This window comes from Actinoplanes sp. NPDC049265, assembly GCF_043197135.1.
In the GTDB taxonomy this organism is placed as follows: domain Bacteria; phylum Actinomycetota; class Actinomycetes; order Mycobacteriales; family Micromonosporaceae; genus Actinoplanes.
Window position 1 is genome coordinate 724160 of sequence record NZ_JBICSP010000001.1, and the last position, 26722, is coordinate 750881.

The following is a 26722-nucleotide window of genomic DNA, read 5'->3' on the forward strand; positions in this document are numbered from 1 at the left end:
AGCCCCTCGGTCGACCAAGGGGATCCCATCTGTGAGACAGCTTGACTCATAGAGTATCTGTGGGACATGATGTCTCATATGCGAATCGCCATTCTGGGTGCCACTGGCGCCACTGGCCGGGAAGTACTTGCGGCCGCACTGGACCGGGGGCATGAGGTGGTCGCGTTGGCGCGGCGGCCCGAGGCACTCTCGGATGTCCGGCATGACCGGCTTGACGTCAAGCGGGCCGACGTCGACGAGCCGTCCAGCGTGATCGACGCCGTGCGGGGCGCTGATGCCCTGATCAGCGCGCTCGGCATCAGCAAGGGCGGCTCCTCGACCACGCTGTCGGCCGGGGCTAAAGCTGTCGTCGCGGCGGACGTGCCGCGCATCGCGTGGATGGGGACGTTCGGTGCGGGTGCCTCGCGGCGTCGGGCGGGGATGCTGTACGACCCGATTCTGCGCATGGTCCTGCACGAGGGCCTCCGCGACAAGGCGGACGCCGAGACGCTGATCGCCGGCCCGAGTACGACGATCTTTCATCCCGCGATGCTCGCCGCCGGGCCACCGACCGGCCGCGCTCACATCGTCGCGCTCGACGATCTCGATCGGAACTTCGTCTTCATGCCGTCGAAGGTCGCTCGCACCGATGTCGCCGCGACCATGGTCGGTGAGGTGGAGGCACCCGCGTACGCCGGACGCACCGTCGCCATCCTCTGAGGACCGGGCATGCTGCTCACCTATGCACTGCTGTCCGCCTACTGCTTGGCCGCCTGCCTGATGGAGCACTTCGCCGTCTTCGCGGGCTGGCCGGCGGTCGGGGCGGCCGAGTTCGGCGCCGTGCAACGCGCGCAGGGCCGCGGCAGTGGTGTCATCTACGTCATTCCCAAGACGATCTTGACAGTTGTGCTGGTCATGGTGCTGGTCGCGCAGCCGGCCGGCGTGACGCCGTTGTTGCTGTGGGCGGCGTTGGCCGCACTCGCCGCATCCTGGATATCGAGCCTCACGATCCAGATCCCAATGCACGCGTACGTTCGCCGCACGGCGGACGCCCAGGCCATTCGTCGCCTGCTCCGCATCGACTGGATCCGCCTCGTGGCGATGCTGGCCCACGGCGCCTTCGCCCTGGCGGCCGTGACACCCGTGCTGTCTTGACCGGAACGTGCGGCCGTTTGAAACACTGAGCCGGTGCTGAGCCGGAAGATCGAAGAGTTCCGAACCGCCGCCGCCGAGCGGGACATCCCCGGGCACGAGGTGGACAACCTGCTGGCGGTGGTGCGTTTCTATGCCCACCTGGCCGTCGAAACCGCGGTCGGTGAGCCGGTGGCCGGTCGCAAGGGCGGCCTTCCACCGCTTCCGGAGGACGTCCCGTGGCCGGTGGGCCCGAGTGGCCGGCCGCTGCCGTTCGAGGCCCTGATCGACTGCGCCGCGCTGCCCCAGGACGAAGAGCTGGACCTGCGGCTTCCGAACGACGGCCAGTTGCTGTTCTTCCTCGACTACTGGACGACGTCGGTCCACCCCTACGGTGGCTATGAAAACCTGCAGAAGGCGGGGCGCGCCTTCTACTTCCCCAGCACCACGGCGCTGGTGGAGAGGCCGGTACCGACCATCGACGGCGAACCGGCGCACACCCCCTATCCGCGCAGCGAACTCGTCGCCCGGACCGGCATCTACTACCCCCAGTTCCTCGAGGTCGAGGACGAGGATGACGAGGAGTACACCGACTTCGTCGACGAGAACCCGAACGTGGACGACCTGCGGGAGCTGGCCGGCAAGTTCTGGACCACGGGCGGGATCGCGAGCCGCGACGTCATGATCGGCGGATTCGCGCTGACCCCGCAGATCCCGCCCACCGACACCATCGCGCGGACCGAGTACGACACCGACGGCGCCGATCTCGACGAACTCGAGGAACGCGCCGAGCGTGAGTGGCTGCCGCTGGCGCAGTTCGGTCTCGAGGACCGGACGCTGACCGACACCGTCGCCCGCTTCCTCGCACGCCGGACCGATCTGGAGGCCGGCGATTTCACCAGGGTGGTGTCGTTGCCGGAGTTCATGAGCTGACCGGCAGACACACGGTGACTGGGCTGGCCACTCGCCCGGAAGCTTCAGTCCCGCCAGGTGCCGATGCCGGCGATCAGCCGGTCGAGAACAGCGTCGCTGACCCGGCTCTGCTGCATGGCCGTGTGGTACACGATCGGCCCGATCAGCATCGAGGTGATCTCCGGGCGTTCGGCCGTCGTCTCCACCTCGCCACGGGCCACGGCCGCGGCGACCGCCGCACCCAGACGCTCGTTGATCGTGCGCACCGAGGCATCCCGTCGTTCGGCGATCTGCGGATCCCAAATGGCCGCCTGCATCAGCGTCAGCGCGACGGCGGCGACCGGCGGCGCCAGGAGCTCGTCGGCCATCGCCCGCAGCTGGGCGTGCAACCACGGGCGAAGCGGGGCGGCGGGCTCCTTGAAGTAGGGCAGGTCTGCCCCTGACATCACTTCGAGAAGCAGCGACTCGGGGCGGGTCCAGTGCCGGTAGACGGTCGCCCGCCCCACCCCGGCCTGCTGCGCCACCCGCTGGTGTGTCACCGCTCCGGGACCCTCGCCGACCAGCAGCTCCCGTGCGGCACCCAAGATCGCCTCTCGGCTGCGCGCCGCCCGCGGATCGGTCGAGTAACTCACTGTCACATCGTACGTCCGGCCCGCCGCCGCCCAGCGCCGGAGCTGTGGCGACACGGTCTTGCGGCGGTGACGCCAGAAAGCCGGCCGGCGCGAGGCCGATGGTGGCGCCGTCAGAACGCGACAGCTCACGGAACGCGGTGGCATAGCGTGTGGTGGTCATCGGGCATCCCGGCGTTGAAACGCGTAGGCCGAGATGGCGAGCGCGCTGACTGTCCAGAGGACGGTTGCCGGGAGGCCATGCTCCGAACGCCAGGCCGGGGTGTCGGGTAGGTAGACCGACGCTGTTTCGTAGGCGCTGCGCAGCAGGGGACCCGCTATGACATGGCTGGCCAGCAGCGCCAGGACCGATGCCAGCGGATGCCGGATCAACGTCCCGACGCCGAAGGCCAGCTGGGTCGTCAGGATCAGATAGGCGGCGGTGGCCGCGGCGGTGGCCGCGGCGGTGGGGAGTGCGGCCACCACGGCGATCGGGGCGGTCACGGCGGTCAGCGCGACCAGCTTCGCCACGTGCAGGGTCAGGCGGCGAGGCATGGCCAGCAGCGTCGTCCGTTGGCTCTCCGTCGCGGCCAGCGCGCCCAGCACCAGGAAGCCCACCTGGGTGTACGCGATCGGATCGGCGTCCACCCAACTCAGGAACACCGTCGCCGCCAGGGTCAGCGCAGCGGTTACCCGGAGCGCCGGCAGGGTCAAGAGCTTGCGCACCTCGGCGTGGACCCATCTCACGCGTCCCGCCGGAGGAAGATGAAGGCCCCGACCGCGAGGAACGCCGCTATCCAGGCGCTCATCACCAAACCGGCCGTCACGGGCGGGATCCGCACCGGGAAGTCGGCCCCCCGGATGAACATCTGCGCACCGACGATGTCCGGAAGGTAGGCGGCTGCCTTCGTGACCTTCGTCAGCAGGTAGGAGAACGAGACGAAGGTGCTGTTCACGATCAGGAACGTGAGCGGGACGATGCCGTTGTGGGCGATCAGAGTGATCGCATATGCGAGAAGTGCGAGCAGCACCCAGTAGACGACGACGGCCGCCAGCCGCGCCCATGCCGGGACCGGGACCTGGTCGCCGTGCAACACGTGGGTCAGCCCGACCGTCGCGGCCGTCGCCACTGTCGCCTGCGCGGCCACCAGCAGCATCAGCGCCGCCGTCTTGGCCGTCAGCAGGCGCAGCCGGCGCGGTGTGGCGAGCAGCGTCGCGGTGAGCTGGCGGGCGCGCGGGGCCTCGTCGCCGGTGGAGGTCAGCTCGCTGCTCACGATGACCACGCCGAGGATCATCGGGCCGATCAGGCCGACGCCCAGCTCGACCAGGCCGGTGTCGCTGTCGGCGTAGCCCCCGCGGCGTACGGCGGGCGCGTTGATCAGCACCACCAGCGGCGACAGCAGAACGCCCAGCACCAGGCCGATCCGTGCGGTCGGCAGGCCGAGGACCTTGCGCAGCTCGGCGCCGATCAAGCTCACCACGGCCCACCACCGGTGGTCAGCGCGAAGAACGCGTCCTCCAACGTGTGATGGTCGCCGACCACCTCGGCGAGCGTGCCCTGCGTGACCACCCGCCCCTTGTCGATCACCACGACGTCGTCGGCGGTCTCGGCCAGCTCACCCATCAGATGACTGGAGAGCAGCACGGTGTGCCCACGCGTCGCGCGGTCGCGCAGGAAGTCACGCATCCACCGGATGCCGCCCGGGTCCAGGCCGTTCACCGGTTCGTCGAGGATCAGCACCTCGGGGTCGCCGAGCAATGCCGCGGCCAGGCCCAGCCGGCGACTCATGCCGAGCGAGAACTTGCCCGCCCGCTTGCGCGCCTCGTCGGTCAGCCCGACGAGCTCGAGCACCTCGTCGGCCCGGGCACCAGGCAAGCCGTTGCTGGCCGCCACCCAGCGCAGATGCCCTCGGGCACTGCGGGCACGGTGTGCCCCACTGCCGTCGAGGAGGGCGCCGACAGTCGTCAAAGGACGGTCGAAGCTGTGGTAGGGACGACCGCACACCAGCGCCGCCCCCGAACCCGGCCGGTCGAGGCCGAGCAGAACACGCAGTGTCGACGTCTTGCCGGCACCGTTGGGACCAAGGAACCCGGTGACCCGGCCGGGCCGGGCGACGAAGCTCACGTCGTACAAGATCTGGGTCCTGCCCTTGCTCTTGCTGAGCCGTTCGATCGAAATCATGGGAAGAGTCAAGCTGCTCAGAGGCGGTCGCGCGTCGGACCGTGATCCGATTTTCGGCGGCGCTATCAGACCCTGGTCCGAGAACTACAGTCGGTCGCGTGAACGCCCGAACCCGACCCACGTTGCGCTCCGGCGCCGTCCCCCTGCTGGCCATGATCGCCGCAGGGCTCATCGTGCTGCTCTGCACGGTCGGCGGCAGCGGGCCGGCGGTCGTCGTCATCCCTTCGGTGCTGGCCGGGTGCGCGACCGCGGCGGCGGTGTGGGCGATTCGGCGCGCGCGGGCCGAGCGCCGCGACTACGAGAGACGGCTGACCGAGTGGGCGGCCACCGAGGCGGTGCTGGCCGAGCGATTACGCATCGCCGGTGATCTGCACGACGTCGTCTCCCACGCGTTCGGGCTGATCACCGTGCGGGCGGCGGCCGGGCGACATCTGAACCAGGCGGGCGTGATGGCCGCCGCACTCGCCGACGTCGAGCAGGTGAGCCGAGAGGCGACCGGTGAGTTGCGGCAGATGCTGACCCTGCTGCGCTCGCCCTCGGCCACCGAGCCGGTCGGCAGCCTCGATGACCTGCCGGGCATCGTGGCAAGTGCCAATCGTGCGGGGCTTCGGGCCACGCTGGAGATCAAGGAGGAGTTGAGTGGGCTCTCACGGGGGGTTCAGGTCGCGGTCTGCCGTACGGTGCGGGAGGCGCTCGCGAACACGGCCCGGTACGCGGGACCGGCCGACGTGCGGGTGCGGCTGCACCGCGCCGACGGGCACCTGGTGGTGACGGTGGCCGACAGTGGTCCCGGCGAGTATGGCTGGCGGTCGTCACCGGGCGCCGGGCATGGCCTCCCCGGGTTGCGGGAACGGATCGGCAGCCTCGGAGGGACGTTGCACGCCGAGCGGGTGGACGGCGGGTTTCGGGTGGTCGCCCGAATACCGGAGGCGCCCGGCCGAGATCGTGGAGCGGCGGGCGCGGACGGGCCGGCATGACTCGGGTTCTGCTGGTCGACGATCAGCCGTTGCTACGGCAGACCCTCGCGATGGTGATCGACAACGAGCCCGACCTGGAGGTGGTGGGTGAGGCGGACAACGGAGCCGAGGCGGTGTTGCGGGCTCGCGCCACCAAGCCCGACGTGATCCTGATGGATGTTCGTATGCCACGGGTCGACGGGTTGGAGGCCACGCGGCGGATCTGCGGCGACCCGATGCTGAGCGGGTCGCGAGTGGTGGTGCTGAGCATGTTCGAGCTGGACGAGTACGTGTACGGGGCGCTGCGCGCGGGTGCCTCGGGGTTCCTGCTCAAGGATGCGCCGCCGACGGATCTGATCGAGGCGATCCGGCGTACCCACCGGGGTGAATCGCTCTTCGCGCCTTCGATCCTGACCCGTCTGGTGGAGCACTACGTGTCGGCGCCGCGGCCGGAACGCGGCACACCGGAAGCGCTGCGCGGGTTGACCGGGCGCGAGGTCGAGGTCCTGACGCTGATCGGTGGCGGGAAGTCGAACGACGAGATCGCCGCCGGACTGGGGATCTCGGTGAAGACGGTCAAGACGCACATCACGCATGTGATGGCCAAGCTGGGCACGCGGGACCGGGCTCAGCTGGTGATCGTCGCGTACGACGCGAGTCTGGTCCGGCCGCGATGTCAGGGGAGGTTGTCGAGCCCGCCCTCGATCAGGAAGTAGACGGTGGCGGTCAGGATCGTGCCGAGCATGCCGGTGAGCACCATCAGGATCACGAAGACGCGGGTGAAGGTACGAGAGTCCTTGGCGGGGACATCGTGCCGGACCGGCGCCGGCGTCGAGGAGGAGCGCCTGACCGGATGCGCGCCTTGCGTCGAAGGGGGGCGTCCGGGCAGGGGCGTGGACCGCTGATCTGGAGGAGGGGTAGGACGTAGGGCGGCTGAGGGTGAGACGCGCTGGCTCGGAGAGGGGGCTGAGCGCTGGCTCGGGGAGGGGGCCGGGCGCTGGCTCGGGGAGAGGGCCGGGCGCGGGCCCGGTGCGGGAGTGGGGTGCGCGGCAGGGGGAGGGGCGGTCGGCGGAGTCTGATGTCCTAGGAGGACGTCCAGAAGTTCGCGGGCGGTGGGGCGGTCGGCGGGACGCTTGGCGAGCGCCCGGCCGACCAGGGAACGCAGCTGGCCGTTGAGACCGGTCAGGTCCGGTGGCTGGGTCGCGATACGCATTGCGGTGGCCGGGGCGCTGTGTGCGCCGAACGGTGTGCGGCCGGTTGCCGCGAAGGCGACCAGTACGCCCCAGGCGAAGATGTCCGCTGCGGGGCTCACCGGGCTGCCTGAGGTCGTGTCGAAGCATTCGGGGGCCATGTACTCGACCGTGCCGACCATCTGGCCGGTCAGCGTGTGCGCGCTGGTCACGTCGAGCGGCCGGGCGATACCGAAGTCGATGACCTTGACGCTGCCCAGGGAGATCAGGACGTTGTTCGGCTTGAAGTCGCGGTGCACCACGCCGGCGCCGTGGATCGCGGCCAAGGCTGCGGTCGCGCCGATGATCACGCTGTGCAGCAGGTCGGGGCCGAGGGGACCGTTCGAGCGGATCTCGTCGGCCAGGCTGGGGCCGGCTACGTACTCGACGACCAGGTAGGGCGGCTCGTGGTCGGGGTCGGCGTCCAGCACCGCCGCCGTGCAGAACGGCGGGACCTCGCGCAGGCGGTTGACCTCGCTGCGGAAGCGGCCACGGAGTTCGCTGTCCCAGACGTACTCGGTGCGGAGGGTCTTGACCGCGACCTGGCGGCCACCGGGGGCGCGGCCCAGATAGACCGTGCCCATCCCGCCCGAGCCCAAGCGGCTGACCAGCTCGTAGGCGCCGAGCCGGGCAGGATCGCCGGCGCGCAACGGCGTGCTCATCGGTCCTCCGACGCGATCGCTGGGGAGAGCGTTCGAACGCGACACTAGCGTCGGGGGCCGGACCAATGCCAACGCCGTCACGGCTGGTTTCGGTGCGGGTGCGGAGGGTCAGATTTCTGGGCCGCGCGGGGTGACCAACCCGGTCTCGTACGCGGTGATCACCAACTGCGCTCGATCCCGGGCGCCGAGCTTGCTCAGCAGCCGGGTGATGTGGGTCTTCACCGTGCCGAGGCCGACGTGCAGGTGCTCGGCGATCTCCGTGTTGGACAGCCCGCGGGCGATCTGTTCGAGCACGTCACGCTCACGCGCGGTGATCGCCTCCAGCACGGTGATCGCCTCCGGTCCGCGCTGGGAGCCGGGGCCGGTGAACGTGGAGATCAGCCGGCGGGTCACCCGGGGTGCCAGCAGTGCCTCCCCGGCGGCGACCAGCCGGATGCCGCTGAGCAGGTCGGCCGCCGTCGTGTCCTTCACCAGGAAGCCGCTCGCGCCGGCCCGGAGCGCGGCGTAGACGTACTCGTCCAGGTCGAAAGTGGTCAGGATGAGCACGCGCACGGCCGGCGTCTCGGCGCCGGCACAGATCTGCCGCGTCGCCTCGATGCCGTCCATCCCGGGCATCCGGACATCCATCAGCACGACGTCCGGGCGCAGCCGCCTGGCCGAATCGACCGCCTCGACGCCGGTACCAGCCTCACCGACGACCCGGAAGCCTGGCGCCGTCTCGAGCAAGGCCCGGAAACTCTCGCGGATCAGGGCCTGGTCGTCGGCCAGAAGCACGGCCACGTCCGTCGTCATGCCGCCCCGATCTCGGCCGCCGTGGCGTACGGAAAGTCGGCGATCACCTCGAACCCGCCCTCGCGGCGCGGCCCGCACGCCAGCGTCCCGCCGTACATGCTCACCCGCTCACGCATGCCGACCAGGCCCCGCCCGGGTGGGTGCCGGCCGGGCGGCCGCCGTGCCCGGCCGTCGTCCACCACCTCGATGTGCACCTCGCCGTCACCGGCCCGCACCCGCACCCGGCACCGGCGCGCGTCCGCGTGTTTCAACGCATTGGTCAGTGACTCCTGCACGATGCGGTAGACGGTGAGGCCGACCGCTGCGGGCAGGCCCGCTACGTCGCCGAGCTCCAGTTCCACCGGCAGCCCGGCCGATCGCACCCGTTCCGCCAGCTCGGACAGGTCGGTGATGCCGGCAGTGTCGCGAGCGGGCGGCGGATCGTCCTCGGCGCGCAGGATATCGAGGAGGTGACGCAACTCGGTCAACGCAGACCGGCTTGTCTGCTCGATGGTCAGCAGCGCGGCGCGCGTCTCGGCCGGCCGTTCGTCGGCGATGTGGTTGGCCACAGTGGCTTTGACCGCGATCAGGCTCATGCTGTGCCCGACGATGTCGTGCAGCTCGCGGGCGATCCGCAGCCGCTCGGCCGCGACCGCGTCACGAGCCGAACGACGGGCCAGCTCGGCCCGCAGCGTACGCCGCCAGCGGACCAGCCGACCGGCGGCCCACGCCGCTGCCACGCCGACCGTGATCACGCCCAGCTCGACCTGCCACCACAGCGGCGCCTCGCTGGCCGGCGCCGAGGCGGGACTGATCCCGGCGCGCGCGTAGAGCCACGGGACCGTGATCGCCGGGGCGGTCAGGCCGGCGACCAGGGCAAGTGCCGCCGCCGCCGCCGGGGCGCTCGCGGCGGCCACCGTGTAGAGCGCGACCGCGACCGGCACCCACGTCGTGAAGATGGCCCCGGGACCGACCACCCCGAACCCGGTGGCGAGCGCGGCGGCCAGCAGCACGAACACGAACACCGGCACAGGCCACCGGCGGCGCACCACCAGCGGCACGGCGACCGCGACACCGGCCAACCAGGCGATCCAGGCGGGGCCGGTGAACGCCGGGCCCGGCGGATCGAGGGTGGCGGACACGGCGAGCCAGGCGAGCACGACCGCGGCCGCGGCGTCGATGACGGAGCCGCGTACGTCGGAAATAGACGGTCGTGTCACGCGGCTCACGCTATCCGGCGCGGCGGGGCGGCGCGTCTGACCCAGGTCGTATTTCAAGTTCCGACCTCGGTCCGACGCGCCGGCCACCGCCCGCTGCCACTATTCCTCGCATGATTCAGGCAAGAGCACTGACCAAGCGGTACGGACCCAGACTCGTGGTCGACGACCTGTCATTCGAGGTACGCCCGGGCGTGGTGACCGGCGTCCTCGGCCCGAACGGCGCCGGCAAATCGACCACGCTGCGTATCCTTCTCGGCCTGCACCGGGCAACCTCTGGCGAAGCCCTGATCGGCAACCGTCGGTACGACCGGATCAGGCGCCCCATGCACCAGGTCGGCGCGGTGCTCGACGCCGGTGCCGCCCACCCGGGTCGTAGCGCCTTCACCCATCTGCACTGCCTGGCCCGCAGCAACGGCATCGGCCGGTCACGGGTCGCCGCTGTGCTCGAGCGGGCCGGTCTGCAGAGCGTCGCCCACCGTCGGGTCGGTGGCTTCTCCCTCGGCATGCGCCAGCGTCTCGGAATCGCGGGTGCGCTGCTCGGCGATCCCGCGGTGATCGTGCTCGACGAGCCGGTCAACGGCCTGGACGCGGCCGGCGTCCGGTGGATGCGCGCCACCTTGCGGTCGCTGGCGGCGGAAGGGCGCACGGTGCTGCTCGCCAGCCACCTCATGAGCGAGATGGCGATCACGGCGGACCGCGTCCTGATCATCGGCAAGGGTCGGCTGCTCGCGGACACCCCGGTCGCCGGCCTTCGCGACGGCACCATGCTCGAGGACTTCTACCTGGCGACGACCGACGAGGCGGTCGAGTACCGATGACCACGGACTTCTGGGACGCGGTCGCGGCCGAGCTGATGAAGGTGCGGAGCCTTCGTTCGACCTGGGCGTTCCTGGGCGGCGGCGTGATCGCCACTGCATTCGGCGCGGTGATCCTGTTCCTTCTGGTCCGTTCGTACGACGCGGCCGCCGCGGCTGACCGGGCCAATTACGAGACTGCCGACCCGACCGTCGTCACCATGCCATTCGTGATGTTCTTCGTCGGCGCGGTCGGCGCGATGCTGATCACCAGCGAGTTCAGCACCGGCTCGATCGGGCCGGCCCTGCTGGCCGTGCCGCGGCGGCGAGCCCTGATCGGCGCCAAGGCGGCGGTCGCGGCGCTCTTCGGGCTGGCCTGCGGCCTGGTGTTCGCGTTGCTCGCCTTCGCTGACGCACGGCTGCTGCTCGGTGATCGACCTAGGCCGATCAACCCGTGGCCGCGCTGGACCGACGCGATCCCGACGGTGCTGTGCGCCACGCTGATCGTAATGGTCACCTGCCTGGTGGCGATGGGACTGGGCGCGATCATGCGATCCACCGCGGCGGCGCTGACGACGCTCGGGGCGCTGGTCCTGGTGTCGCCGGTCTTCGCTCATTTCCTGCCCGAGGTGTGGCAGTTGCGGTTCGGCTCCATCCTGCTGCCGAACCTCACGCCTCAGCTGGCCGGCTCCCATCACCCATACGTGCTGTCGCAGGGCGGCGCGGTCGTCGTGACGATCGGTTACCTGATCCTGACAGTCGGCCTCGGCGCGGTCAGTTTCGGCCGTCGGGACGCCACGTGACGGGCTGCGCGTTCCGCGCACCCGGCTTCGGTCGCGCGGACCAACTGACGGGCCGCGAGCTTTCCGCACTCGGCTTCGGTCACCGCAGGGGCCAAGTGAGCGGCTGCGAGCTCGAAGCGGTGGGCGCTCCCTGACCGGGTGCGACCGAGGGGCAGGGCATGCCGTGTTGACTGGGTGGAAGGCGGTGGGAATGTCAGTCGAGGACGAGCGAGACTTCGACCCGTTCTACCGGGACACCTCGCGCTGGTCCTGCACTACCTGCACTACCTGCACTACCTGCACTACCTGCACTACCTGCACTACCTGCTCGACCGGTCGGTCGCCGAGATCGCGGTCGAGACCGGCCATGCTGCTACGCGAATCCGGCGTTCGTCAACTACTGTCGGCGGCCGGTGGGGCATCGACAACGATGAGGCGGGCTCGTGGCGGGTGCGGACGAGGACAAGGACGGGCGGCGTCGCCTGATCACCGTGATGGTGGTCGTCACGGTGATCTCGCTGGCCGGGTTCGCGATCGTCGAGTGGATCAATCCGCCGTTCCTCGCCGAGGACGTCTGGATGAGCGGGGAGGCACGGCCCTGGGTCGCGCTGGTCGGGGTGGGGCTGCTGCTCGCCGATCTGGTGCTGCCGGTTCCGTCCAGTGTGGTGATGATCTTCCTGGGGCGGGTGCTCGGGTTCCCGGCCGGTGCGGCGCTGTCCTGGCTGGCCACGATCGCGTCGGCGCTAGTGGCGTTCGCGATCGGGCGGCGGATGCGCCGGGGGAGCGTGCCCGAGGGGCTCGACCGGCGGCTGCGGGCCCACGGTGTGCTGGTCGTCGCGATCACCCGGCCGGTGCCGGTGCTCGCCGAGACCACCGCGGTCGCCGCGGGCATGGTGCCGTCCATGACGTGGCGGCGGATGGTGATCGGCACGGTCGCCGGGACCGCGCCGCCGGCGCTGCTGTTCGCCGCGGCAGGGGCGTACGCGCACGGCACCAGCGGTGCGCTCCTGATCGGGGCGTGCCTGCTCATCGACATCGCCGTCTGGTACGCCGAACGCGCCTTCCGCCGCCGGCGGGAGGCGCTCAGCGCGAGGCGCTCGGCGTCGTCGTCGCCCGACCCCGTGTGATGGGGCGCGGTCACTCGACCGCTTGGCCGCGTGAGGCTGGGGTGGTTGTGCGGTCCGCGAGTGATGGGGCGCGGTCACTCGACCGCTTGGCCGCGTGAGGCTGGGGTGGTTGTGCGGCCTGCGAGTGATGGGGCGCGGTCACTCGACCGCTCGACCGCTCGACCGCGTGAGGCTGGGGCGGTTGTGCGGTCCGCGAGTGATGGGACGCGGTCAGCTCAGTACGGTCACTGCCGTCGTGACCAGGCCCTGAGTGACCTGGTAACGCCCGGTCAGTGTGGTCAGCGGCGGCCCGCCGTCGGTTCGGGTTGCGTCGATCAGGATCGCGGCGGTGAAGGTGGCGGCGCCGGGCTGGAAGTCCAGTTCGGCGTCCTCGAAGCCCAGCCACCGCCCGGTCAGGGGGAACCAAGCCTTGTAGACCGACTCCTTCGCGCTGAACAGCACCCTGTCCCAGTGCACCGACGGGTCGTGCCGCCACAGGTCGTCGAGGCGGGCCGGCTCGCGGCCGGTGGTCACGGCCTCGGGGACCTCGGGTGGGAGCGGGCCGTGCGGTTCGGCGTCGATGCCGAGGGACGCCACGTCGGTCGTCCGGGCGACGGCCGCCGCCCGGAAACCGGTGCAGTGAGTGATGCTTCCGGCCACGCCGGACGGCCACTGCGGGGCGCCACGTGGGCCGCGGGGAATGGGCGCCGGGGCGTACCCGAGCTTGGCCAACGCCTCGCGTGCGCATCGCCGGGCCGTGACGACCTCGCGTCGCCGGCTCTCCACCGCCCGGGCGACCAGGGCCTCCTCGCCGGGGAAGACACGTTCGCCGGCCAGGTCGGCGAACGTCTCGACCACCACGGCGGCCGGCGACAGCAGGAGCTCGATCACGCGTCGCCGCCGAGGATGACGCGCATGGGTGACGGTTCGGCGCCCCGTCTGCGCCACTCGCGCGGGTAGCCCAGTGACACCTCTTCGAAGCGCACACCACCATATTCAGTGGTGCGCGGGATGTGCAGGTGGCCGTACACGGCGACCTCGGCCCGGAAGCGTAGATGCCAGTCGGCGGTCCGCTCGGTGCCGCACCACTGCGCGAACTCCGGGTACCACAACACGTCGGTCGGCTCGCGACGCAGCGGCCAGTGGCTGACCAGCACCGTCGGCATCGTCGGGTCGATCGTGGCCAGACGGCGCTCCGTCTCGGTCAGGCGGGCCCAGCACCAGGATTCCCGATCGGGATACGGGTCCGGATGCAGCATGTGCTCGTCGGTGCAGACCACGCCGGTGTCGTACGCCCGCTGCAACGACTCCGCCTTGGTGCGCGTGCCGGGGGCTCGGAACGAATAGTCGTACAACAGGAAAAGCGGAACAACCGTGACCGGACCGCCGGGCCCGCGCCAGACCGCGAAGTCGTCCTCGGGTGTGAGCACGTCGATGTCCCGGCACATGCGGACCAGCTCGCGGTAACGTTCCTCGCCGCGCGCGGTCACCGGATCGGCCGGCATCGTCCACAACTCATGGTTGCCGGGCGCCCAGATCACCTTGGCGAACCGTTCCCGCAGCTGCCCGAGCGTCTTGGCGATGTCGGCGAAGATCTCGCCCACGTCACCGGCCACGAGCAGCCAGTCGTCCTCCGACCGCGGGCGCAGGCCGTCGACGACGCGCCGGTTCTCTTCGTATGACACATGCAGGTCGCTCACCGCGAGCAGCGCACCGGGCATGACCGAAGTCTGCCATCTAGGCTGAGATCATGTGTTCCGTGCCGGTCTCATGTGACTATTGTCCCGATGGTCACACGGCCTCGTTCCACGAGACGATCCGGAACGGGCTCCTGCACTGGTTGCTGACCTACGACTGTCCGCGTGGGTGGACCGAGTCCATCGGCTGGCACCGATCGCCCGAGCCGTTTCGGCAGGCCGTGCTCGCGCAGGAGGGCACCTATCGGCTGGAGTTGCCGGACGGAGCCGGGTCGCACCGGGTGGCGTTTCTCAAGGCGCTGCGTGACGGCGGGGTGCCGAGGTCCGCGCTCGACCGTGTGGCCGGCACGCGCACCGAGATGGAACTGCTGGCCGCCCGGGTCACGGCCGCCACGCCGGTGCGGTGCGAGGTAACCCGAGCCGGGTGAGGGCGTCCCCAAGGCGGGGCGAGGACCATCCCTCGGACGGCGGCGGCACCAGCGGGCGGGTTGGGGACCGTCACTCGGGTGGCGGCACCAGCGGGCGGGTTGGGGACCGTCACTCGGGTGGCGGCACCAGCGGGCGGGTTGGGGACCGTCACTCGGGCGGCGGCACCAGCGGGCGGGTGGGGACCGTCACTCGGGCGGTGGCGGCACCAGCGGGCGGTTGGGGACCGTCACTCAGGCGGCGGCACCAGGAGGCGGGTGAGGATTTTCCCGGTGGTGGTGCGCGGCAGTGCGTCGAGAAAAACCACATCCCGGGGTACGCAGAACCGCGCGCGATGTTGCCTCACATGCTCGCGGATCCGGTCGGCGTCGAGGTTCGTGCCGTCGTGCAGGACGACGAAGGCGGCGAGGCGCTGACCGAACTCGTCGTCCGGGACGCCGACGACGGCCGCCTCGCGGATCTCGGGCAGGTCGGCCAGGAGGTTCTCGACCTGGGAGGGGAAGACGTTCTCGCCGCCGGAGACGATCATGTCGTCCTCGCGGCCGTCGACGAAGACCCGCCCGGCATCGTCGATGTGCCCGAGGTCGCCGGTCGGCAGTCCACGAAAGTTGATCTTGCGAAGTCGCGGCCACCGCCCCCACCCCCGCCCTTGTGGGTGGGCGTGACCATACCGCTCACGCGGGACAGGATCGGGACTCTGTCCACAGGCCTCCCCGGCTGTGTACCCCTCGAACAACATGTCGTTGTGGACGAACAACCGCCCGGACACCCCAGAGGCCACCGGCCCGCCAGCCGCATCACGAACGGTGACGGTCGTGCCGTACGGCGGACGCCCGGCCGTCCCGGGAGCGGCCCGGAGATCGCGCGGCGTGGCGATCGACGCCCACGACACCTCGGTCGACCCGTACAGGTTGTAGAGCACATCCCCGAACCGGTCCATGAACCGATTGGCCAGCCCACCGGGCAGCGCCGACCCACTGACCGCGACCACGTCGAGCGGCGGCCTCCGGCCGGGCTCAGGCAGCTCCATGATCCGCTGCAACATCACCGGAATGGCGATGAGAGCGTCACATTTCTGCAGGTCGTCGACGATCAGCGCCGGATCGAAGCGCCGCCGCACCACGACCGTCGCCCGCAGCGCGAGGGCCACCTGTAGCGCCGCGAATCCCCAGGTATGAAACAGCGGCGCCGCGATCATCACCCGCGTCCCGCGCCGCAGCGGGATCCGCTCGATGATCGAGCACAGTGGACCGAACCCGCCGGGGGTCGGCCGCCTCGCCCCTTTCGGCGTCCCGGTGGTGCCCGAGGTCAGCACGATGGTGCGGCTGGGACGGGGCGGTGGCCGCAGCTCGGCCGGGGTGACGTCGGAAAGGCGCAGGGCCGACATCGGCAGCGAGACTTCCGGAGGTACGCCGGAGAACTCGTCGTCGTGGATGATCAGGCGGAGCTTCTGGGCGGCGGTCAGTTCGGCCAGCTGTGCCGCGGGGAGCCCGGTGTTGATGAGGACGGGGTCGGCTCCGAGTTGCGTCACGCCGATCAGGGCGGCCAGCATGCCGGCCGAGTTGCGGCACAGGATGCCGACCCGGTCGCCGGGGGCGGCGGGCAGGGCGTGGGCGACGCGGAGGCTGCGGTCGAGCAGTTCCGCGTAGGTCAGCGACTCACCGGTGTCGTCGGCCACCGCCACCTGCCGGGGTGAGCGGGCCGCCGCCTGCCGCAGCTCGCCGGCCAGCCCGAATCCCCAGGTGTGCAACGCCCCGAGCTGCCGCGCCAGTGCGGCGGGCGAGCCGGGCCTCAGCAGTCCGCGCCGCGCCATGGTGGCGCCGATGAACGCGGGGTTCATCAGCGGATCTGAACGCCGGAGATGGCCCGGGAGATGACCAGGCGCTGGATCTCGGAGGTGCCCTCGAAGATGGTGTAGATCTTGGCGTCGCGGTACATGCGCTCGACCGGGTGGTCGCGGACGTAGCCGGCGCCGCCGAGGATCTGCACCGCCTTCTCGGTGACGGCCACCCCGACCTCGCCCGCTTTGAGTTTGGACATCGAGCCCTCGGCGGCGGTGAACGGCTGCTGGTTGGCGCCCATCCACGCGGCCCGCCAGACCAGCAGGCGCGCGGCGTCGATCTCGGTGCGCATGTCGGCCAGGGCGAACGCGATCGCCTGGTTCTCGATGATCGGGCGCCCGAACGCTACCCGGTCCTTGGCGTAGTCGAGCGCGTATTCGTAGGCGGCCCGGGCGATCCCGAGTGCCTGCGCGCCGACGGCCGGGCGGGACAGCTCGAAGGTCCGCATGGCCGCCTGGCTCTGGGCGCGTTTGCCCTCGCGGGCGCGGGCCAGGCGCTCGTCCAGCGCCTCCTTGCCGCCGAGCAGGCAGCTGCCGGGCACCCGGACGTCGTCGAGGAACACGTCGGCGGTGTGCGAGGCGCGCAGCCCCAGCTTCTTGAGCTTCTTGCTGCCTTCCAGGCCGGCGGTGCCGGGCGGGACGATGAACGCGGCCTGCCCGCGCGAGCCGAGGGACGAGTCGACCGACGCGGTCACCACGTGCACGTTGGCGATGCCGCCGTTCGTGGCGTACGCCTTCTGGCCGGTCAGCATCCATTCGTCGGCGGCCTGGTCGTACACGGCCCGGGTGCGCATGGCGCCGACGTCGGAGCCGGCCGCCGGTTCGGTGGTGCAGAAGGCGCCCACTGACGGCGAGGCGGCGTCGCCGAAGCACTGCGGGACCCATTCGAGGAGCTGTTCGGGCGTGCCCGAGCCGTAGATCGCGGCCACCGCCAGCGAGGTGCCGGAGATGGCCATGCCGATGCCGCCGTCACCCCAGAACAGTTCCTCGTTGACGATCGGCAGGGACAGCCCGGACTTGTCGGAGTACGTGTTGACCAGGAACTCGAACCCGTACAGCCCGATTTTGGACGCTTCCTGAAGGATCGGCCACGGCATCTCCTCGCGCTCGTCCCACTCGGTCGCGGCGGGCCGGATCACGCTCTCGGCGAAGCCGTGCACCCAGTCGCGCAGCTCGATCTGGTCCTCGTCGAGTCCCAGCCAGAACTCCATGAAACAGCCCCCAAGCCCGTTACCGTTACCTCAGGTAACACTAAAACGGCGTGACGGTGCCCGCAAGATGGGGACCGGCCCGGAACTCCCACCGGCCGTCCGCCTCCGACACGCTGAAACTGACCCGGGCCGGGAGGAACAGGGGCTTTTTGAAGGCCACATCCACTGTGTACGCGGCGGGTAGGCGCGCCCCCAGCGCGGCCAGGCACCGGGCCATCGTCCACATCCCGTGCGCGATGGGCCGTTTGAACCCGAACATCCGCGCGCCCAGCCGCGACGTGTGGATCGGGTTGTGATCCCCGGATACCGCCGCGTAATCAGTCCCGACGCGGAGTGGAATCGGCCAGCTGGCGGTGGATTCGAGCTCGACCTTGTTGGAAGAGGAGGATCCACGACCGGAGACGCGCAGGTACGTCGAGACGCCGGTCCACGACGACGTCGAGGCCACCACGTCGAACTGCTGCCCCCGCTGATGTGGTCGCAGGTTCTCCGCCCGTACCGCGAGATCGAGCTCTTCACCGGTCAGCGGCCGGTGGACCGTGATCCGCTGCGCGACATGCACCAGCCCCACCACCGGAAACGGAAAGGCCGGCGCGGTCATCAGCCGCATCGCCGCCGGGAACGCCAGCACGTGCGGATAGGTCGGCGGCAACGTGTCGCTCAGCGGGAAACCGCAGACCCGGTCGTACGCGGCCAGATGCTCCCGATCCACCCGCGCGGCCACCGTCAGCGTCGTCGCCGGCAGCGTCGACGGCCGGTGGCGTGGCAGCACGGTCGCCGCCGCGCGAAGCATCGACGACATCAGGCCCCCAGCAGGCTCTGCCCGCACACCCGGACGATGTTGCCGGTGACCGTGCCCGACCCGGGCGCCGCCAGCCAGGCGATCGTCTCGGCCACGTCGACCGGCCGCCCGCCCTGGGCCATGCTGTTCATCCGCCGCCCGGCCTCGCGCAGCATCACCGGCATCCGCGCGGTCATCGCCGTCTCGATGAAGCCGGGCGCCACCGCGTTGACCGTGATGCCGCGGCCGATCAGCTCCGGCGCCATGGCCCGCACGAAGCCGATCACCCCGGCCTTGCTGGTGGCGTAGTTGGTCTGCCCGCGGTTGCCGGCGATGCCGGCGATCGACGAGACGCCGACCACGCGGCCGCCGTCGTGCAGCAGGCCCCGGTCGAGCAGCTCGGCGGTGATCCGCGCAGGAGCGGTCAGGTTCACCGCGATCACCGAGTTCCAACCGGCCGCGTCCATCTTGGCGATCGTGCGGTCGCGGGTGATGCCGGCGTTGTGCACCACGATGTCGACGCCGTCGGGCAGGTGCGTGGCCAGGCGCCCGGCGGCCTCGGGATGGGTCAGGTCGAGTTGCACGGCGCGGCCGCGGACCTCGTTGGCCACCGCGGCCAGCGCGTCGCCGGCGGCCGGTACGTCGAGCGCGATCACGGTGGCGCCGTCCCGGCCGAGGGTCGTGGCGATGGCCGCGCCGATGCCCCGGGCCGCCCCGGTGACCAGCGCGATCCGGCCGTCGAGGGGCCGGTCCGGGTGGGCCGGTGGCGGTGGGTGGCCGGGCCCGACCCGGACGACCTGACCGCTGACGTACGCCGAACGCCCGCTGAGCAGGAACCGCAGCGTCGACTCGGCCGCCGCCTCGGCGTCCGGGGTCACGTACACCAGCTGGGCTGTGATGCCCCGCCCGAACTCCTTGCCGATGCTGCGGGTGAGCCCTTCGAGGGCCCGCTGCGCGATCGCGTGCCCGGTCGTCCCGCAGTTCTCGGGGGCGGTGCCGAGCACGATCACCCGACCGCTGCGGTGCAGGGATCGCGCGTACGGATGGAAGAACTCGTGCAGCGCGACCAGCTGGGCCGGGTCGGTGAGGTGGGACGCGTCGAAGACCAGCGCGCCGTGCGGCGGGTCGGCCGTGTCGATGACGTCGGCGCCCAGCTTGGTCAGCGCGTCGCGGACCGCGGAACCGGGCCGACCGCCGAACAGGACCGGCCCGGCGAGCGCGGCGTCGCGGCGCAGCCGGGGCGGGTCGGGCAGCCCCAGGCGCTTGACCAGCGCGTGACCCGGCCCGGAATTGGCGAAACTCGCGTATCTGTCGCCCATGCGCGTAGCCTACTCGCCAGTAGCTTTCCCGGCAGGAGGATGAGATGCGCCGAGTCGCCGTGCTGGGCGGGAACCGGATCCCGTTCGCCCGCTCCAACGGCCGCTATGCCGCTGCGTCCAATCAGGACATGCTGATCGCCGCGCTGGACGGGCTGATCGCCCGGTTCGGGCTGGCCGGTGAGCGGATGGGCGAGGTGGTCGCCGGCGCCGTGCTCAAGCATTCACGCGACTTCAACCTCACCCGGGAGTCGGTGCTCGGGTCGCGGCTCGACCCGCGGACCCCGGCGTACGACATCCAGCAGGCCTGCGGCACCGGGCTCGAAGCGGTCACGCTGGTGGCCAACAAGATCGCCCTCGGTCAGATCGACGCCGGGATCGCCGGGGGAGTAGACACCACCTCGGACGCTCCGTTGCAGCTCAACGAGGATCTGCGGCGTACGCTGCTGCAGCTCAACCGGGCCCGGACGCTGGGCCGGCGGCTGCGCGTGGCGGCCCGGATCCGCCCCCAGCAACTGGTCCGGCCGGAGATCCCGCGCAACGCCGAGCCGCGGACCGGGATGTCGATGGGGGAGCACACCGCGATCACGGCCGAGCGCTGGGACATCTCCCGGGCGGCGCAGGACGAGCTCGCCCTGGCCTCGCACCAGCGGCTGGCCGCGGCGTACGAGCGCGGGTTCTTCGACGACCTGATGACCCCGTACCTGGGTCTGGACCGTGACCAGAACCTCCGGCCCGACACGACCCTGGAGAAACTGGCCGGGTTGAAGCCGGCGTTCTCCGCGACGATGACCGCCGGTAACTCGTCGCCGCTGACCGACGGTGCGGCGACCGTCCTGCTCGGACACGAGGAGTGGGCGGCCGAGCGGTCACTGCCGGTACTGGCGTACTTCGAGGACTGCGAGACCGCCGCCGTCGACTACGTGCACGGTGACGAGGGGCTGCTGATGGCGCCCGCGTACGCCGTGCCGCGCCTGCTCGCCCGCAACAACCTGACGTTGCGGGACTTCGACTACTACGAGATCCACGAGGCGTTCGCGGCCCAGGTGCTGGCCACCCTGGCCGCGTGGGAGTCGCCGGAGTTCTGCGAGGATCGCCTCGGGCTGGACGCGCCGCTCGGCCCGATCGACCGGGCCAAGCTCAACGTCACCGGCTCATCCCTGGCCGCCGGGCACCCCTTCGCCGCCACGGGTGGGCGCATCGTCGCGACGCTCGCCAAACTGCTCGCCGAGAAAGGATCCGGTCGGGGCCTGATCTCCATCTGCGCGGCCGGTGGGCAGGGCGTCGTGGCGATCCTGAGCCGGTGACGCCGATTTCGGCTTCCGCTTCTTGTTCGGCGACCAGGCGAAGGCGAACGCGCTGCCGAGCAGGCCGAGGACCATGCCGAGGATGAAGCCGCCCAGGTTCGAGGTCAGCCACGAGGACAGCGTGAGCAGGGCGGCCACGATCGCGTAGAAGGTCTTCTGCTGCGGGTTGACCAGCAACAGGATCCCGCAGAGCAAAATGACCATGGGTACGAGATAACCGGCCACGCCCTGCATGCCGACGTGCAGGACCACCGGCAGCGGCGCTTTGACGACGGCCAGGATCTCCAGGCCGGCCAGAATGACCAGGATCCCGCCCACGAGTGGACGGGTCTGGTACCAGGCCGGCCCCGAGGGTGGCTCCGGTTGGTGGTGCGACATCTCAGCAGTCGTTGCGGGTGAACGACATCCGCAGGTGCGGAAGCGTGAACCGGGACGCCGTGGTGGCGTAGTTGGTCTGCCGCAGGCTGTCGATGTCGACGGTGTCGGCCTGCTGGCTGAAGACGCCGGGGCCGCCGACGACGTGCCCGCCGCCGCCCCGCCGGTCGATGACCTTGTCGACCGTGCTGGCGTCCTGGCCGATGTCGATGTTCTTGAAGTCGGTGTCCCCGTTGATCGAGATCGAGTCGACGACCAGGCTGTCCGCCTTGACCGGGGTCTTGTTGTCGCCGGCCGTGATCTTGAGGAACGAGCCGCCCAGCGACACGCTCTGGCACAGGTTGGTCAGCTCGGCCTTGTCGATCGCCGAGACGATCACCACCCGCTGCCCGCCGGTCTGGCCGTCCGGGCCGGGCTGCTCGGCGTTCGGACTGTCCTCGATCATGCTGTCGATGGTCGCGAATTGCTCGAAACCGTCGCCGTGCAAATGGGTCGCGGCAACCGTGAAGGGCATGCCGGAGATGGAGAAATTGGCGGCGAGCACGCCCTGTGCGGTCAGCGTGACGAGGCCGGCGGTGAGCACACCGGTGACCGCCAGCATGCCGCCGAACTGCCGCCAGCGGATCCCCGACCCGGTCGTGGTCTCCGCTTTGGATTCGGGTCTGACCAGCTCATCCGTGGACATGGCCTTGCCCCTATCGGTTCGTGTCGATGAGATGTCGGGCGTAAGTTACCGCTCGGTACGGTCGCGGTCAAGACACTGAGCGTGGCCTGTTCAGGTGCCGCGATGTTACATCCCGGCAACCTTGACGCTACACAGCGGACCGGTCTATAAACCGTCGAAGCTGACCGATCTCATCGATCCCCCTGAATACGCGGCTCAGCTTTTCGCGCCTTGAGACTTCCGTGAAGGAGAACAGTCATGCGCGCAATCCGTCCCCTCGTCCTCGCCTCGGTGGCGGTCCTCGCCCTCGGCCTGGCGGCGTCGCCCGCCCGGGCCGACGACGCCGGCGCCGTCCTCACCACCGGTGCCGCCGACGGCCCCGACGTGGCCGTCGGCGACGTGCTGACCGCGTCCGTCGCGGCCGGCACCACCGCCAACTTCGCCACCGCCTCCGGCGGCTCGACCGGCATCAAGTGCGGTCAGTCGGCCTTCACCACGACCGTGGCCGACAACCCGGCCGCACCGGGCGTGGCCACCGAGTCGACAACCAGCCACACCTTCGCCTCGTGCACCGCGAACATCCTCGGGGTCACCCGGGTCAACAGCGTGACCGTGAACAACACGCCGTTCGCCACCACGGTCGACAGCAACGGCGTGGTCACCGTGTCGGGCACCGCCGCCCTGCCGATCAAGACCACGATCAGCCTCGGCACCATCCTCGGCGCCGTGACCTGCGTCTATACCGCCAACGGCGGCAGCATCACCGGCGCCGTGGACAACACCGACAACGCCATCGCCTTCGACAACCAGGCCTTCACCAAGTCCTCGGGCCCGATCACCTGTCCCTCCAGCGGCTTCTTCACCGCCCGTTACGCCCCGGTCGTCGACACCTCGGCCGAGGGCAGCCCGGCCGTTTTCACCAACTGACCGGCTCGCTTTTTCGCTAGAGTCACCCGGGCCGCCGCCACCGGACGGCCCGGGGGACAGGTCGTGTCTCGACCTGATCCTCAACCCGGAGGTTCGCCCGCCGAAGAGGACCAGTGTGCCGTCCCCGTTGAGCCGCACCCGGCTGGTCTCGTACTGCGCCGCGTCCGCGGTCGTCGTCGCGCACGTGGTGCCGGTGCTCCTCAGCGACGACCGGGCCGGCTGGACCGCGGCCTCGCTGGGCGGGATCGCCGTCCTGCTGGGCATCCTGGCCTGGACCACGTTCCGGGAGCGGACGGTGCCGGGCGAGCCACTGCTCACGCCCGCGCTGCTGGTGCTCATCGGCGGCTCGCTGAGCGGGCCGGTCCGGATCATGACGATCAGCATCGCCGTGTTCGCGGTCATGTCCCTGCACGGCTCGGCGCGGGCCTGGGTGATCCGTACCGTGCTGGGTCTGGCCGTGCTCCCGGCCGGGACCGCCCTGGCCGCGGCGACCGGCGCCACCACCGTGTCCTGGCGTACCGCGGACGTGCTCGGTCTGGTGCCGTTCGTGGTGCCGGTGGGCCTGGTGATGCGCAACATCCTCCGGGTGCTCCGGCAGCAGGAGATGATGTCGGCCCGGGACGCGCTGCTGTCCTCGGCCGGCGGCCGGCTCCTGGCCGCCGCCGACGTCGACGAGGTTCACCGTGTCGGCATCGACCTGACCAACCGCATGATCGCGCTCGCACCCGGCCTGACCCTGCTCATCGTCCGCCGGCAGAACGAGACCTGGTACGTCAGCCGGGCCATCGGCGTCGACCCCGGCCTCGGGCTGGTCGGCCGCCCGATGACGGCCGAGGAACTCGCGCGCCCGGCGGCGGCCCTGGCCGAGTTGGTGCCCGCCCACCACCACTGGCACGGTGAGCTGGTCGGCGACCGGCACGTCCTGCTCGGCGCCGTCCGGCCGGTGTCGGCGAGCGAGGTCGACGCCTTCCGTACCCTCGTCCACCAGGTCGTGCTGGCCGAGCACAACCTCGCCTCTCGGGCCGAGCTGCAGCACCGGGCCCACCACGACTCGCTGACCGGGCTGGCCAACCGCGAGCTGTTCTACGACACGCTGACCGGCGCGGTGACGCGCGGCGGCCCCGGCTCGGTCGCCGTGATCAGCGTCGACCTGGACGACTTCAAGCAGGTCAACGACACGTACGGGCACGGCGGTGGCGACGAGCTGCTGATCGAGGTGGCGGCCCGCCTGCGCGCCGGAGCCGGCCCCGAGGGGATGGCGGCCCGCCTCGGCGGCGACGAGTTCGTCGTCCTGCTCACCGGGCTCACCGACGAGGGCGAGGCCGAACGTGTCGCCCTGCGGCTGCGCGAACGCATCCTCACCCCGATCCTCGTCCTCGGCCAGTCGGTGCGGGTCGGCGCCAGCATCGGCATCAGCGGCGCCGCCCCCGACCCGGCCGACCTGCTGCGCCGGGCCGACGTGGCGATGTACACGGCCAAGGCGGCCGGCAAGAACCGGGTCGAGCGCTTCACCGCCGCCGACTTGCCCACACCGCGCTGAGCTACCGGCGCCCTGGCGGTGACGCGAGGTTCGGGTCGCGCTGAGCTACCGGCCTCCCGGCGGTGACGCGAGGTTCGGGTCGCGCTGAGCTACCGGCCTCCCGGCGGTGACGCGAGGATCGGATAGCCGGGCAGCGTGATCGCGTCGGCCTTGCCGAACTGCCTCGCCAACATCTGACGGGCCGGCCAGCGGGTCATCATCCCCATCGTCCGGGCCCGCAGCCGCACGACCGCGCGCGACCGCGGCGCGAACAGGCCGATCCCGCCGGGCGGCAACCTCAGGCCACCGGCCACGTAGTCGGCCATCACGTGCTGGTAGGCGGCGAAGGCCCGCTCCGGGTCGATGGCGGCGGCGAGCTCGCCCGCCAGCACGTAGGCGCCGACCAGGCTGAGGCTGGTGCCCAGCCCGGCCAGCGGCGAACCGCAGTAGCCGGCGTCGCCGAGCAGCACCACCCGGCCGCGCGCCCAGCGGTCCACCCGCACCTGACTGATCGCGTCGAAGAAGAAGTCGCCGGCGTACGGCATCGCGGCCAGCAGTTCGTCGACGCGCCAGCCGGCGCCGGTCATCCGCTCGGTCAGCAGGCGCTGGGCGTCGGGCCGGGACAGCCGGTCGAAGCGGGGCTCGCGCTCGCGGAAGGTCAGCGCCGCCTTGGCCTGGCCGGCCCGCTCCGGGCGCAGCGTGGCGACCCGGCCGCCCGGGGCGTTGTACATCAGCAGCCACCGGTCCAGGTCGCCGGGGTCGGGGACGCTGAAGTACGCCCCGTACGCGCCCAGGTGACGCACGAACCGCTCGTCCGGTCCGAAGGCGAGGCGCCGGACCCCGGAGTGCACACCGTCGGCCCCGACGACCAGGTCGTACCGCTCGCGGGTGCCCCCGTCGAACACCACGTCCACGCCGCCGAGGTCCGGGCCGAGGGCGACGACCCGGTCGCCGAAGCGGTAACGGACGTCGCCGGCCGTGGCGTCGAGCAGGATCCGGGCCAGGTCGCCGCGGGCGATCTCGATCTCGGCGACGAGACCCTCACCGCCGAACGCGCCGGCCGGCATCTCGGCCGTCCGGCGGCCGCGGTCGTCGACCATCGCGAAACCGCGCTCGTCGACCTGGTCCTCGCGGATCCGTTCCCGCAGCCCCATCGGCTCGACCACCACCCGGGCGACGCCCCGGACGTCGACCGCCTGACCGCCCGGCCGTGGCCGGGCCGCCCGCTCGACCACTGTCACGTCGGCGCCCGCCCGGTGCAGCCACAGTGCCAGAGCCGGCCCGGCGATGCCGGCACCGGAGATCAACACGCGCATGTCCCCGCTCCTCTGCGTACCCTGTACATCGATGCGCCGGACACTAGGCGGGCCAGGCCTTTTGAGGCCAGAAGCGCACTAGTACGCGACGAGGGGTGTACTACCGTGGAGGCTCCGTACCGCCGGATCGTCGCCGACATCCGCCGCCGCATCGAGGACGGCTCGCTGCGGCCCGGCGACCGCGTCCCGTCGGCCCGGGCGATCACCCGGGAGTGGGGCGTCGCCATCGCCACTGCGACCAAGGCCCACGCCGCGCTGCGGGCGGCCGGCCTGACCGTCGCCCGGCCCGGCACCGGCACCGTGGTGGCCGGCCCGGCCCGTGACGCCGCCCTGAACCGGGACCGGATCGTCGCCGTCGCGGTCGCCATCGCCGACCGCGAGGGCATGGCCGAGGTGTCCATGCGCCGCATCGCCGGTGCGCTGGGCGTGGCCACGATGTCGCTCTACCGCCACGTGCCGGGCCGTGACGACCTGATCGTCGGCATGATCGACGAGGCGCTCGACGGCCTGCCGGCCACCACCCGGCGATCCGGTGACTGGCGGGCCGAGCTGGACCGATGCGCCCGCGCGCTGTGGGCGGTGTTCCAACGCCACCCGTGGCTCGCCCCGGCCATGTCGCTGACCCGGCCCCAGGCGTCGCCCAACGCGTTGCGCCTGGGGGAGTGGATGATGGGCGCGCTCGGGCGGACCGGCCTCGCCGTCACCGACCGGTTGCTGGTCCAGGTGCTGCTCTTCAGCTTCGTCCGGGGCGTGGCCAGCGGCCTGGAACCCGAGGCGCAGGCGGTCCGCGACACCGGCCTGACCGACGACGAGTGGATGGAACGCCAGAACGAGGTGTTCCAGCGCCTCGCCGCGCGGCACGAGGTGCCGCACTACGAGCAGCTGATGCGGCTGGACTCCGACTTCGAGTTCGACCTGCGGGTGCTGTTCGAGTTCGGGCTGGCGCGGCTGCTCGACGGGCTCGCCGTGCTGATCGAGCGCGACATCACCCTCAAGTAGAGGTTGAGGTTG

Annotated in this window: 28 protein-coding genes and 2 pseudogenes; 14 read left to right on the top strand and 16 right to left on the bottom strand. The window is 71.1% G+C overall.

The genetic code is table 11. The features are described 5' to 3' along the window. Positions 1–78 precede the first annotated feature (78 nt). The 3 genes from ACGFIO_RS03525 to ACGFIO_RS03535 are packed head-to-tail and all read left to right on the top strand — an operon-like array spanning position 79 to position 2043. Entirely contained in the window at positions 79–699 is a 621-nt protein-coding gene (locus ACGFIO_RS03525) for an NAD(P)-dependent oxidoreductase (protein ID WP_392821452.1), read from the top strand. A gap of 9 nt (positions 700–708) precedes the next feature. Continuing rightward, on the top strand, positions 709–1134 hold the full coding sequence (locus ACGFIO_RS03530; protein ID WP_392821455.1) for a hypothetical protein: 426 nt from the start codon (positions 709–711) through the stop codon (positions 1132–1134). A gap of 33 nt (positions 1135–1167) precedes the next feature. Continuing rightward, positions 1168–2043 (top strand): DUF1963 domain-containing protein, encoded by an 876-nt coding sequence (locus ACGFIO_RS03535; RefSeq protein ID WP_392821457.1) that lies wholly within the window; start codon positions 1168–1170, stop codon positions 2041–2043. Between the two features lie 44 nt (positions 2044–2087). Here ACGFIO_RS03535 and ACGFIO_RS03540 read toward each other — a convergent pair whose 3' ends face one another. From ACGFIO_RS03540 to ACGFIO_RS03555, 4 genes are all read right to left on the bottom strand, one after another. After that, positions 2088–2654 (bottom strand): TetR/AcrR family transcriptional regulator, encoded by a 567-nt coding sequence (locus ACGFIO_RS03540; RefSeq protein WP_392821460.1) that lies wholly within the window; start codon positions 2652–2654, stop codon positions 2088–2090. Between the two features lie 156 nt (positions 2655–2810). Continuing rightward, entirely contained in the window at positions 2811–3377 is a 567-nt protein-coding gene (locus ACGFIO_RS03545; protein ID WP_392821462.1) for a hypothetical protein, read from the bottom strand. Then, positions 3374–4108, bottom strand: a complete 735-nt coding sequence (locus ACGFIO_RS03550; protein WP_392821464.1) for a hypothetical protein — start codon at positions 4106–4108, stop codon at positions 3374–3376. Before ACGFIO_RS03550 ends, ACGFIO_RS03545 begins: the two co-directional genes overlap by 4 nt. Beyond that, positions 4105–4812, bottom strand: coding sequence for an ABC transporter ATP-binding protein (locus ACGFIO_RS03555; RefSeq protein ID WP_392821466.1), 708 nt, complete (start codon positions 4810–4812; stop codon positions 4105–4107). The genes ACGFIO_RS03550 and ACGFIO_RS03555 overlap by 4 nt, the downstream gene beginning before the upstream one ends. A gap of 98 nt (positions 4813–4910) precedes the next feature. Between ACGFIO_RS03555 and ACGFIO_RS03560 the strand changes: the two genes are divergently transcribed. Both ACGFIO_RS03560 and ACGFIO_RS03565 read left to right on the top strand, forming a co-directional pair. After that, positions 4911–5789 (top strand): sensor histidine kinase, encoded by an 879-nt coding sequence (locus ACGFIO_RS03560; RefSeq protein ID WP_392821469.1) that lies wholly within the window; start codon positions 4911–4913, stop codon positions 5787–5789. Further along, the gene (locus tag ACGFIO_RS03565; protein WP_392821471.1) at positions 5786–6484 is read left to right on the top strand and encodes a response regulator; all 699 of its coding nucleotides are present in this window, start codon (positions 5786–5788) and stop codon (positions 6482–6484) included. Before ACGFIO_RS03560 ends, ACGFIO_RS03565 begins: the two co-directional genes overlap by 4 nt. Here ACGFIO_RS03565 and ACGFIO_RS03570 read toward each other — a convergent pair. The 3 genes from ACGFIO_RS03570 to ACGFIO_RS03580 form a co-directional block, all read right to left on the bottom strand. Beyond that, a complete protein-coding gene (locus ACGFIO_RS03570; RefSeq protein WP_392821473.1) occupies positions 6445–7659 on the bottom strand; it encodes a serine/threonine protein kinase in 1215 nt (404 codons plus the stop codon). The two genes, ACGFIO_RS03565 and ACGFIO_RS03570, sit on opposite strands and share 40 nt — an antisense overlap. Positions 7660–7767: 108 nt before the next feature. Beyond that, positions 7768–8451: a response regulator gene (locus ACGFIO_RS03575; protein WP_392821476.1), complete on the bottom strand. Its 684-nt coding sequence runs from the start codon at positions 8449–8451 to the stop codon at positions 7768–7770. Then, a complete protein-coding gene (locus ACGFIO_RS03580; RefSeq protein WP_392821478.1) occupies positions 8448–9650 on the bottom strand; it encodes a sensor histidine kinase in 1203 nt (400 codons plus the stop codon). The genes ACGFIO_RS03575 and ACGFIO_RS03580 overlap by 4 nt, the downstream gene beginning before the upstream one ends. 110 nt (positions 9651–9760) lie before the next feature. Between ACGFIO_RS03580 and ACGFIO_RS03585 the strand changes: the two are divergent. From ACGFIO_RS03585 to ACGFIO_RS03600, 4 genes and pseudogenes are all read left to right on the top strand, one after another. After that, positions 9761–10390, top strand: a pseudogene (locus ACGFIO_RS03585) (ATP-binding cassette domain-containing protein); the annotation flags it as partial. Between the two features lie 74 nt (positions 10391–10464). Further along, positions 10465–11247, top strand: coding sequence for an ABC transporter permease (locus tag ACGFIO_RS03590; RefSeq protein ID WP_392821481.1), 783 nt, complete (start codon positions 10465–10467; stop codon positions 11245–11247). A 174-nt stretch (positions 11248–11421) separates the two neighbouring features. After that, entirely contained in the window at positions 11422–11712 is a 291-nt protein-coding gene (locus ACGFIO_RS03595) for a hypothetical protein (RefSeq protein WP_392821484.1), read from the top strand. Beyond that, positions 11670–12353 carry a VTT domain-containing protein gene (locus tag ACGFIO_RS03600; protein ID WP_392821485.1) on the top strand — a complete coding sequence of 228 codons (684 nt, stop codon included), beginning with the start codon at positions 11670–11672 and terminating at the stop codon, positions 12351–12353. The genes ACGFIO_RS03595 and ACGFIO_RS03600 overlap by 43 nt, the downstream gene beginning before the upstream one ends. A 210-nt stretch (positions 12354–12563) precedes the next feature. Here ACGFIO_RS03600 and ACGFIO_RS03605 read toward each other — a convergent pair whose 3' ends face one another. After that, positions 12564–13223 carry a 4'-phosphopantetheinyl transferase gene (locus ACGFIO_RS03605; protein ID WP_392821487.1) on the bottom strand — a complete coding sequence of 220 codons (660 nt, stop codon included), beginning with the start codon at positions 13221–13223 and terminating at the stop codon, positions 12564–12566. Continuing rightward, a complete protein-coding gene (locus ACGFIO_RS03610; protein ID WP_392821489.1) occupies positions 13220–14053 on the bottom strand; it encodes a metallophosphoesterase family protein in 834 nt (277 codons plus the stop codon). The genes ACGFIO_RS03605 and ACGFIO_RS03610 overlap by 4 nt, the downstream gene beginning before the upstream one ends. 38 nt (positions 14054–14091) lie before the next feature. Here ACGFIO_RS03610 and ACGFIO_RS03615 point away from each other — a divergent pair, with 38 nt between their 5' ends. Next, the gene (locus ACGFIO_RS03615) at positions 14092–14457 is read left to right on the top strand and encodes a hypothetical protein (protein WP_392821491.1); all 366 of its coding nucleotides are present in this window, start codon (positions 14092–14094) and stop codon (positions 14455–14457) included. 227 nt (positions 14458–14684) lie between these two features. Here ACGFIO_RS03615 and ACGFIO_RS03620 read toward each other — a convergent pair whose 3' ends face one another. Genes ACGFIO_RS03620 through ACGFIO_RS03635 form a run of 4 tightly spaced genes read right to left on the bottom strand, consistent with a single transcriptional unit; the run spans position 14685 to position 19606 of the window. Then, the gene (locus tag ACGFIO_RS03620) at positions 14685–16295 is read right to left on the bottom strand and encodes an AMP-binding protein (RefSeq protein ID WP_392821494.1); all 1611 of its coding nucleotides are present in this window, start codon (positions 16293–16295) and stop codon (positions 14685–14687) included. Next, entirely contained in the window at positions 16295–17506 is a 1212-nt protein-coding gene (locus ACGFIO_RS03625; protein WP_392821496.1) for an acyl-CoA dehydrogenase family protein, read from the bottom strand. Before ACGFIO_RS03625 ends, ACGFIO_RS03620 begins: the two co-directional genes overlap by 1 nt. A gap of 40 nt (positions 17507–17546) precedes the next feature. Then, positions 17547–18308 (bottom strand): MaoC family dehydratase, encoded by a 762-nt coding sequence (locus ACGFIO_RS03630; protein ID WP_392821498.1) that lies wholly within the window; start codon positions 18306–18308, stop codon positions 17547–17549. Next, positions 18308–19606 carry a 3-oxoacyl-ACP reductase gene (locus ACGFIO_RS03635; RefSeq protein WP_392821501.1) on the bottom strand — a complete coding sequence of 433 codons (1299 nt, stop codon included), beginning with the start codon at positions 19604–19606 and terminating at the stop codon, positions 18308–18310. Before ACGFIO_RS03635 ends, ACGFIO_RS03630 begins: the two co-directional genes overlap by 1 nt. A 44-nt stretch (positions 19607–19650) precedes the next feature. Between ACGFIO_RS03635 and ACGFIO_RS03640 the strand changes: the two genes are divergently transcribed. After that, complete coding sequence (locus ACGFIO_RS03640; RefSeq protein ID WP_392821504.1) at positions 19651–20910, top strand: acetyl-CoA C-acetyltransferase; 1260 nt, start codon at positions 19651–19653, stop codon at positions 20908–20910. A gap of 42 nt (positions 20911–20952) precedes the next feature. Here the strand turns inward: ACGFIO_RS03640 and ACGFIO_RS03645 are convergent. Beyond that, positions 20953–21288: pseudogene (locus ACGFIO_RS03645) on the bottom strand (DUF6114 domain-containing protein); the annotation flags it as partial. A gap of 1 nt (position 21289) precedes the next feature. Then, positions 21290–21970 carry a DUF6230 family protein gene (locus ACGFIO_RS03650; RefSeq protein WP_392821506.1) on the bottom strand — a complete coding sequence of 227 codons (681 nt, stop codon included), beginning with the start codon at positions 21968–21970 and terminating at the stop codon, positions 21290–21292. 237 nt (positions 21971–22207) lie between these two features. Between ACGFIO_RS03650 and ACGFIO_RS03655 the strand changes: the two genes are divergently transcribed. Beyond that, positions 22208–22876 (top strand): Tat pathway signal sequence domain protein, encoded by a 669-nt coding sequence (locus ACGFIO_RS03655; RefSeq protein ID WP_392821508.1) that lies wholly within the window; start codon positions 22208–22210, stop codon positions 22874–22876. 115 nt (positions 22877–22991) lie between these two features. Further along, complete coding sequence (locus ACGFIO_RS03660; protein WP_392821510.1) at positions 22992–24416, top strand: diguanylate cyclase domain-containing protein; 1425 nt, start codon at positions 22992–22994, stop codon at positions 24414–24416. 89 nt (positions 24417–24505) lie between these two features. Here the strand turns inward: ACGFIO_RS03660 and ACGFIO_RS03665 are convergent, their stop codons facing one another. Further along, complete coding sequence (locus tag ACGFIO_RS03665; protein ID WP_392821513.1) at positions 24506–25711, bottom strand: FAD-dependent monooxygenase; 1206 nt, start codon at positions 25709–25711, stop codon at positions 24506–24508. A gap of 105 nt (positions 25712–25816) precedes the next feature. Between ACGFIO_RS03665 and ACGFIO_RS03670 the strand changes: the two genes are divergently transcribed. After that, a complete protein-coding gene (locus ACGFIO_RS03670) occupies positions 25817–26710 on the top strand; it encodes a TetR/AcrR family transcriptional regulator C-terminal domain-containing protein (protein WP_392821515.1) in 894 nt (297 codons plus the stop codon). Positions 26711–26722: the final 12 nt, after the last annotated feature.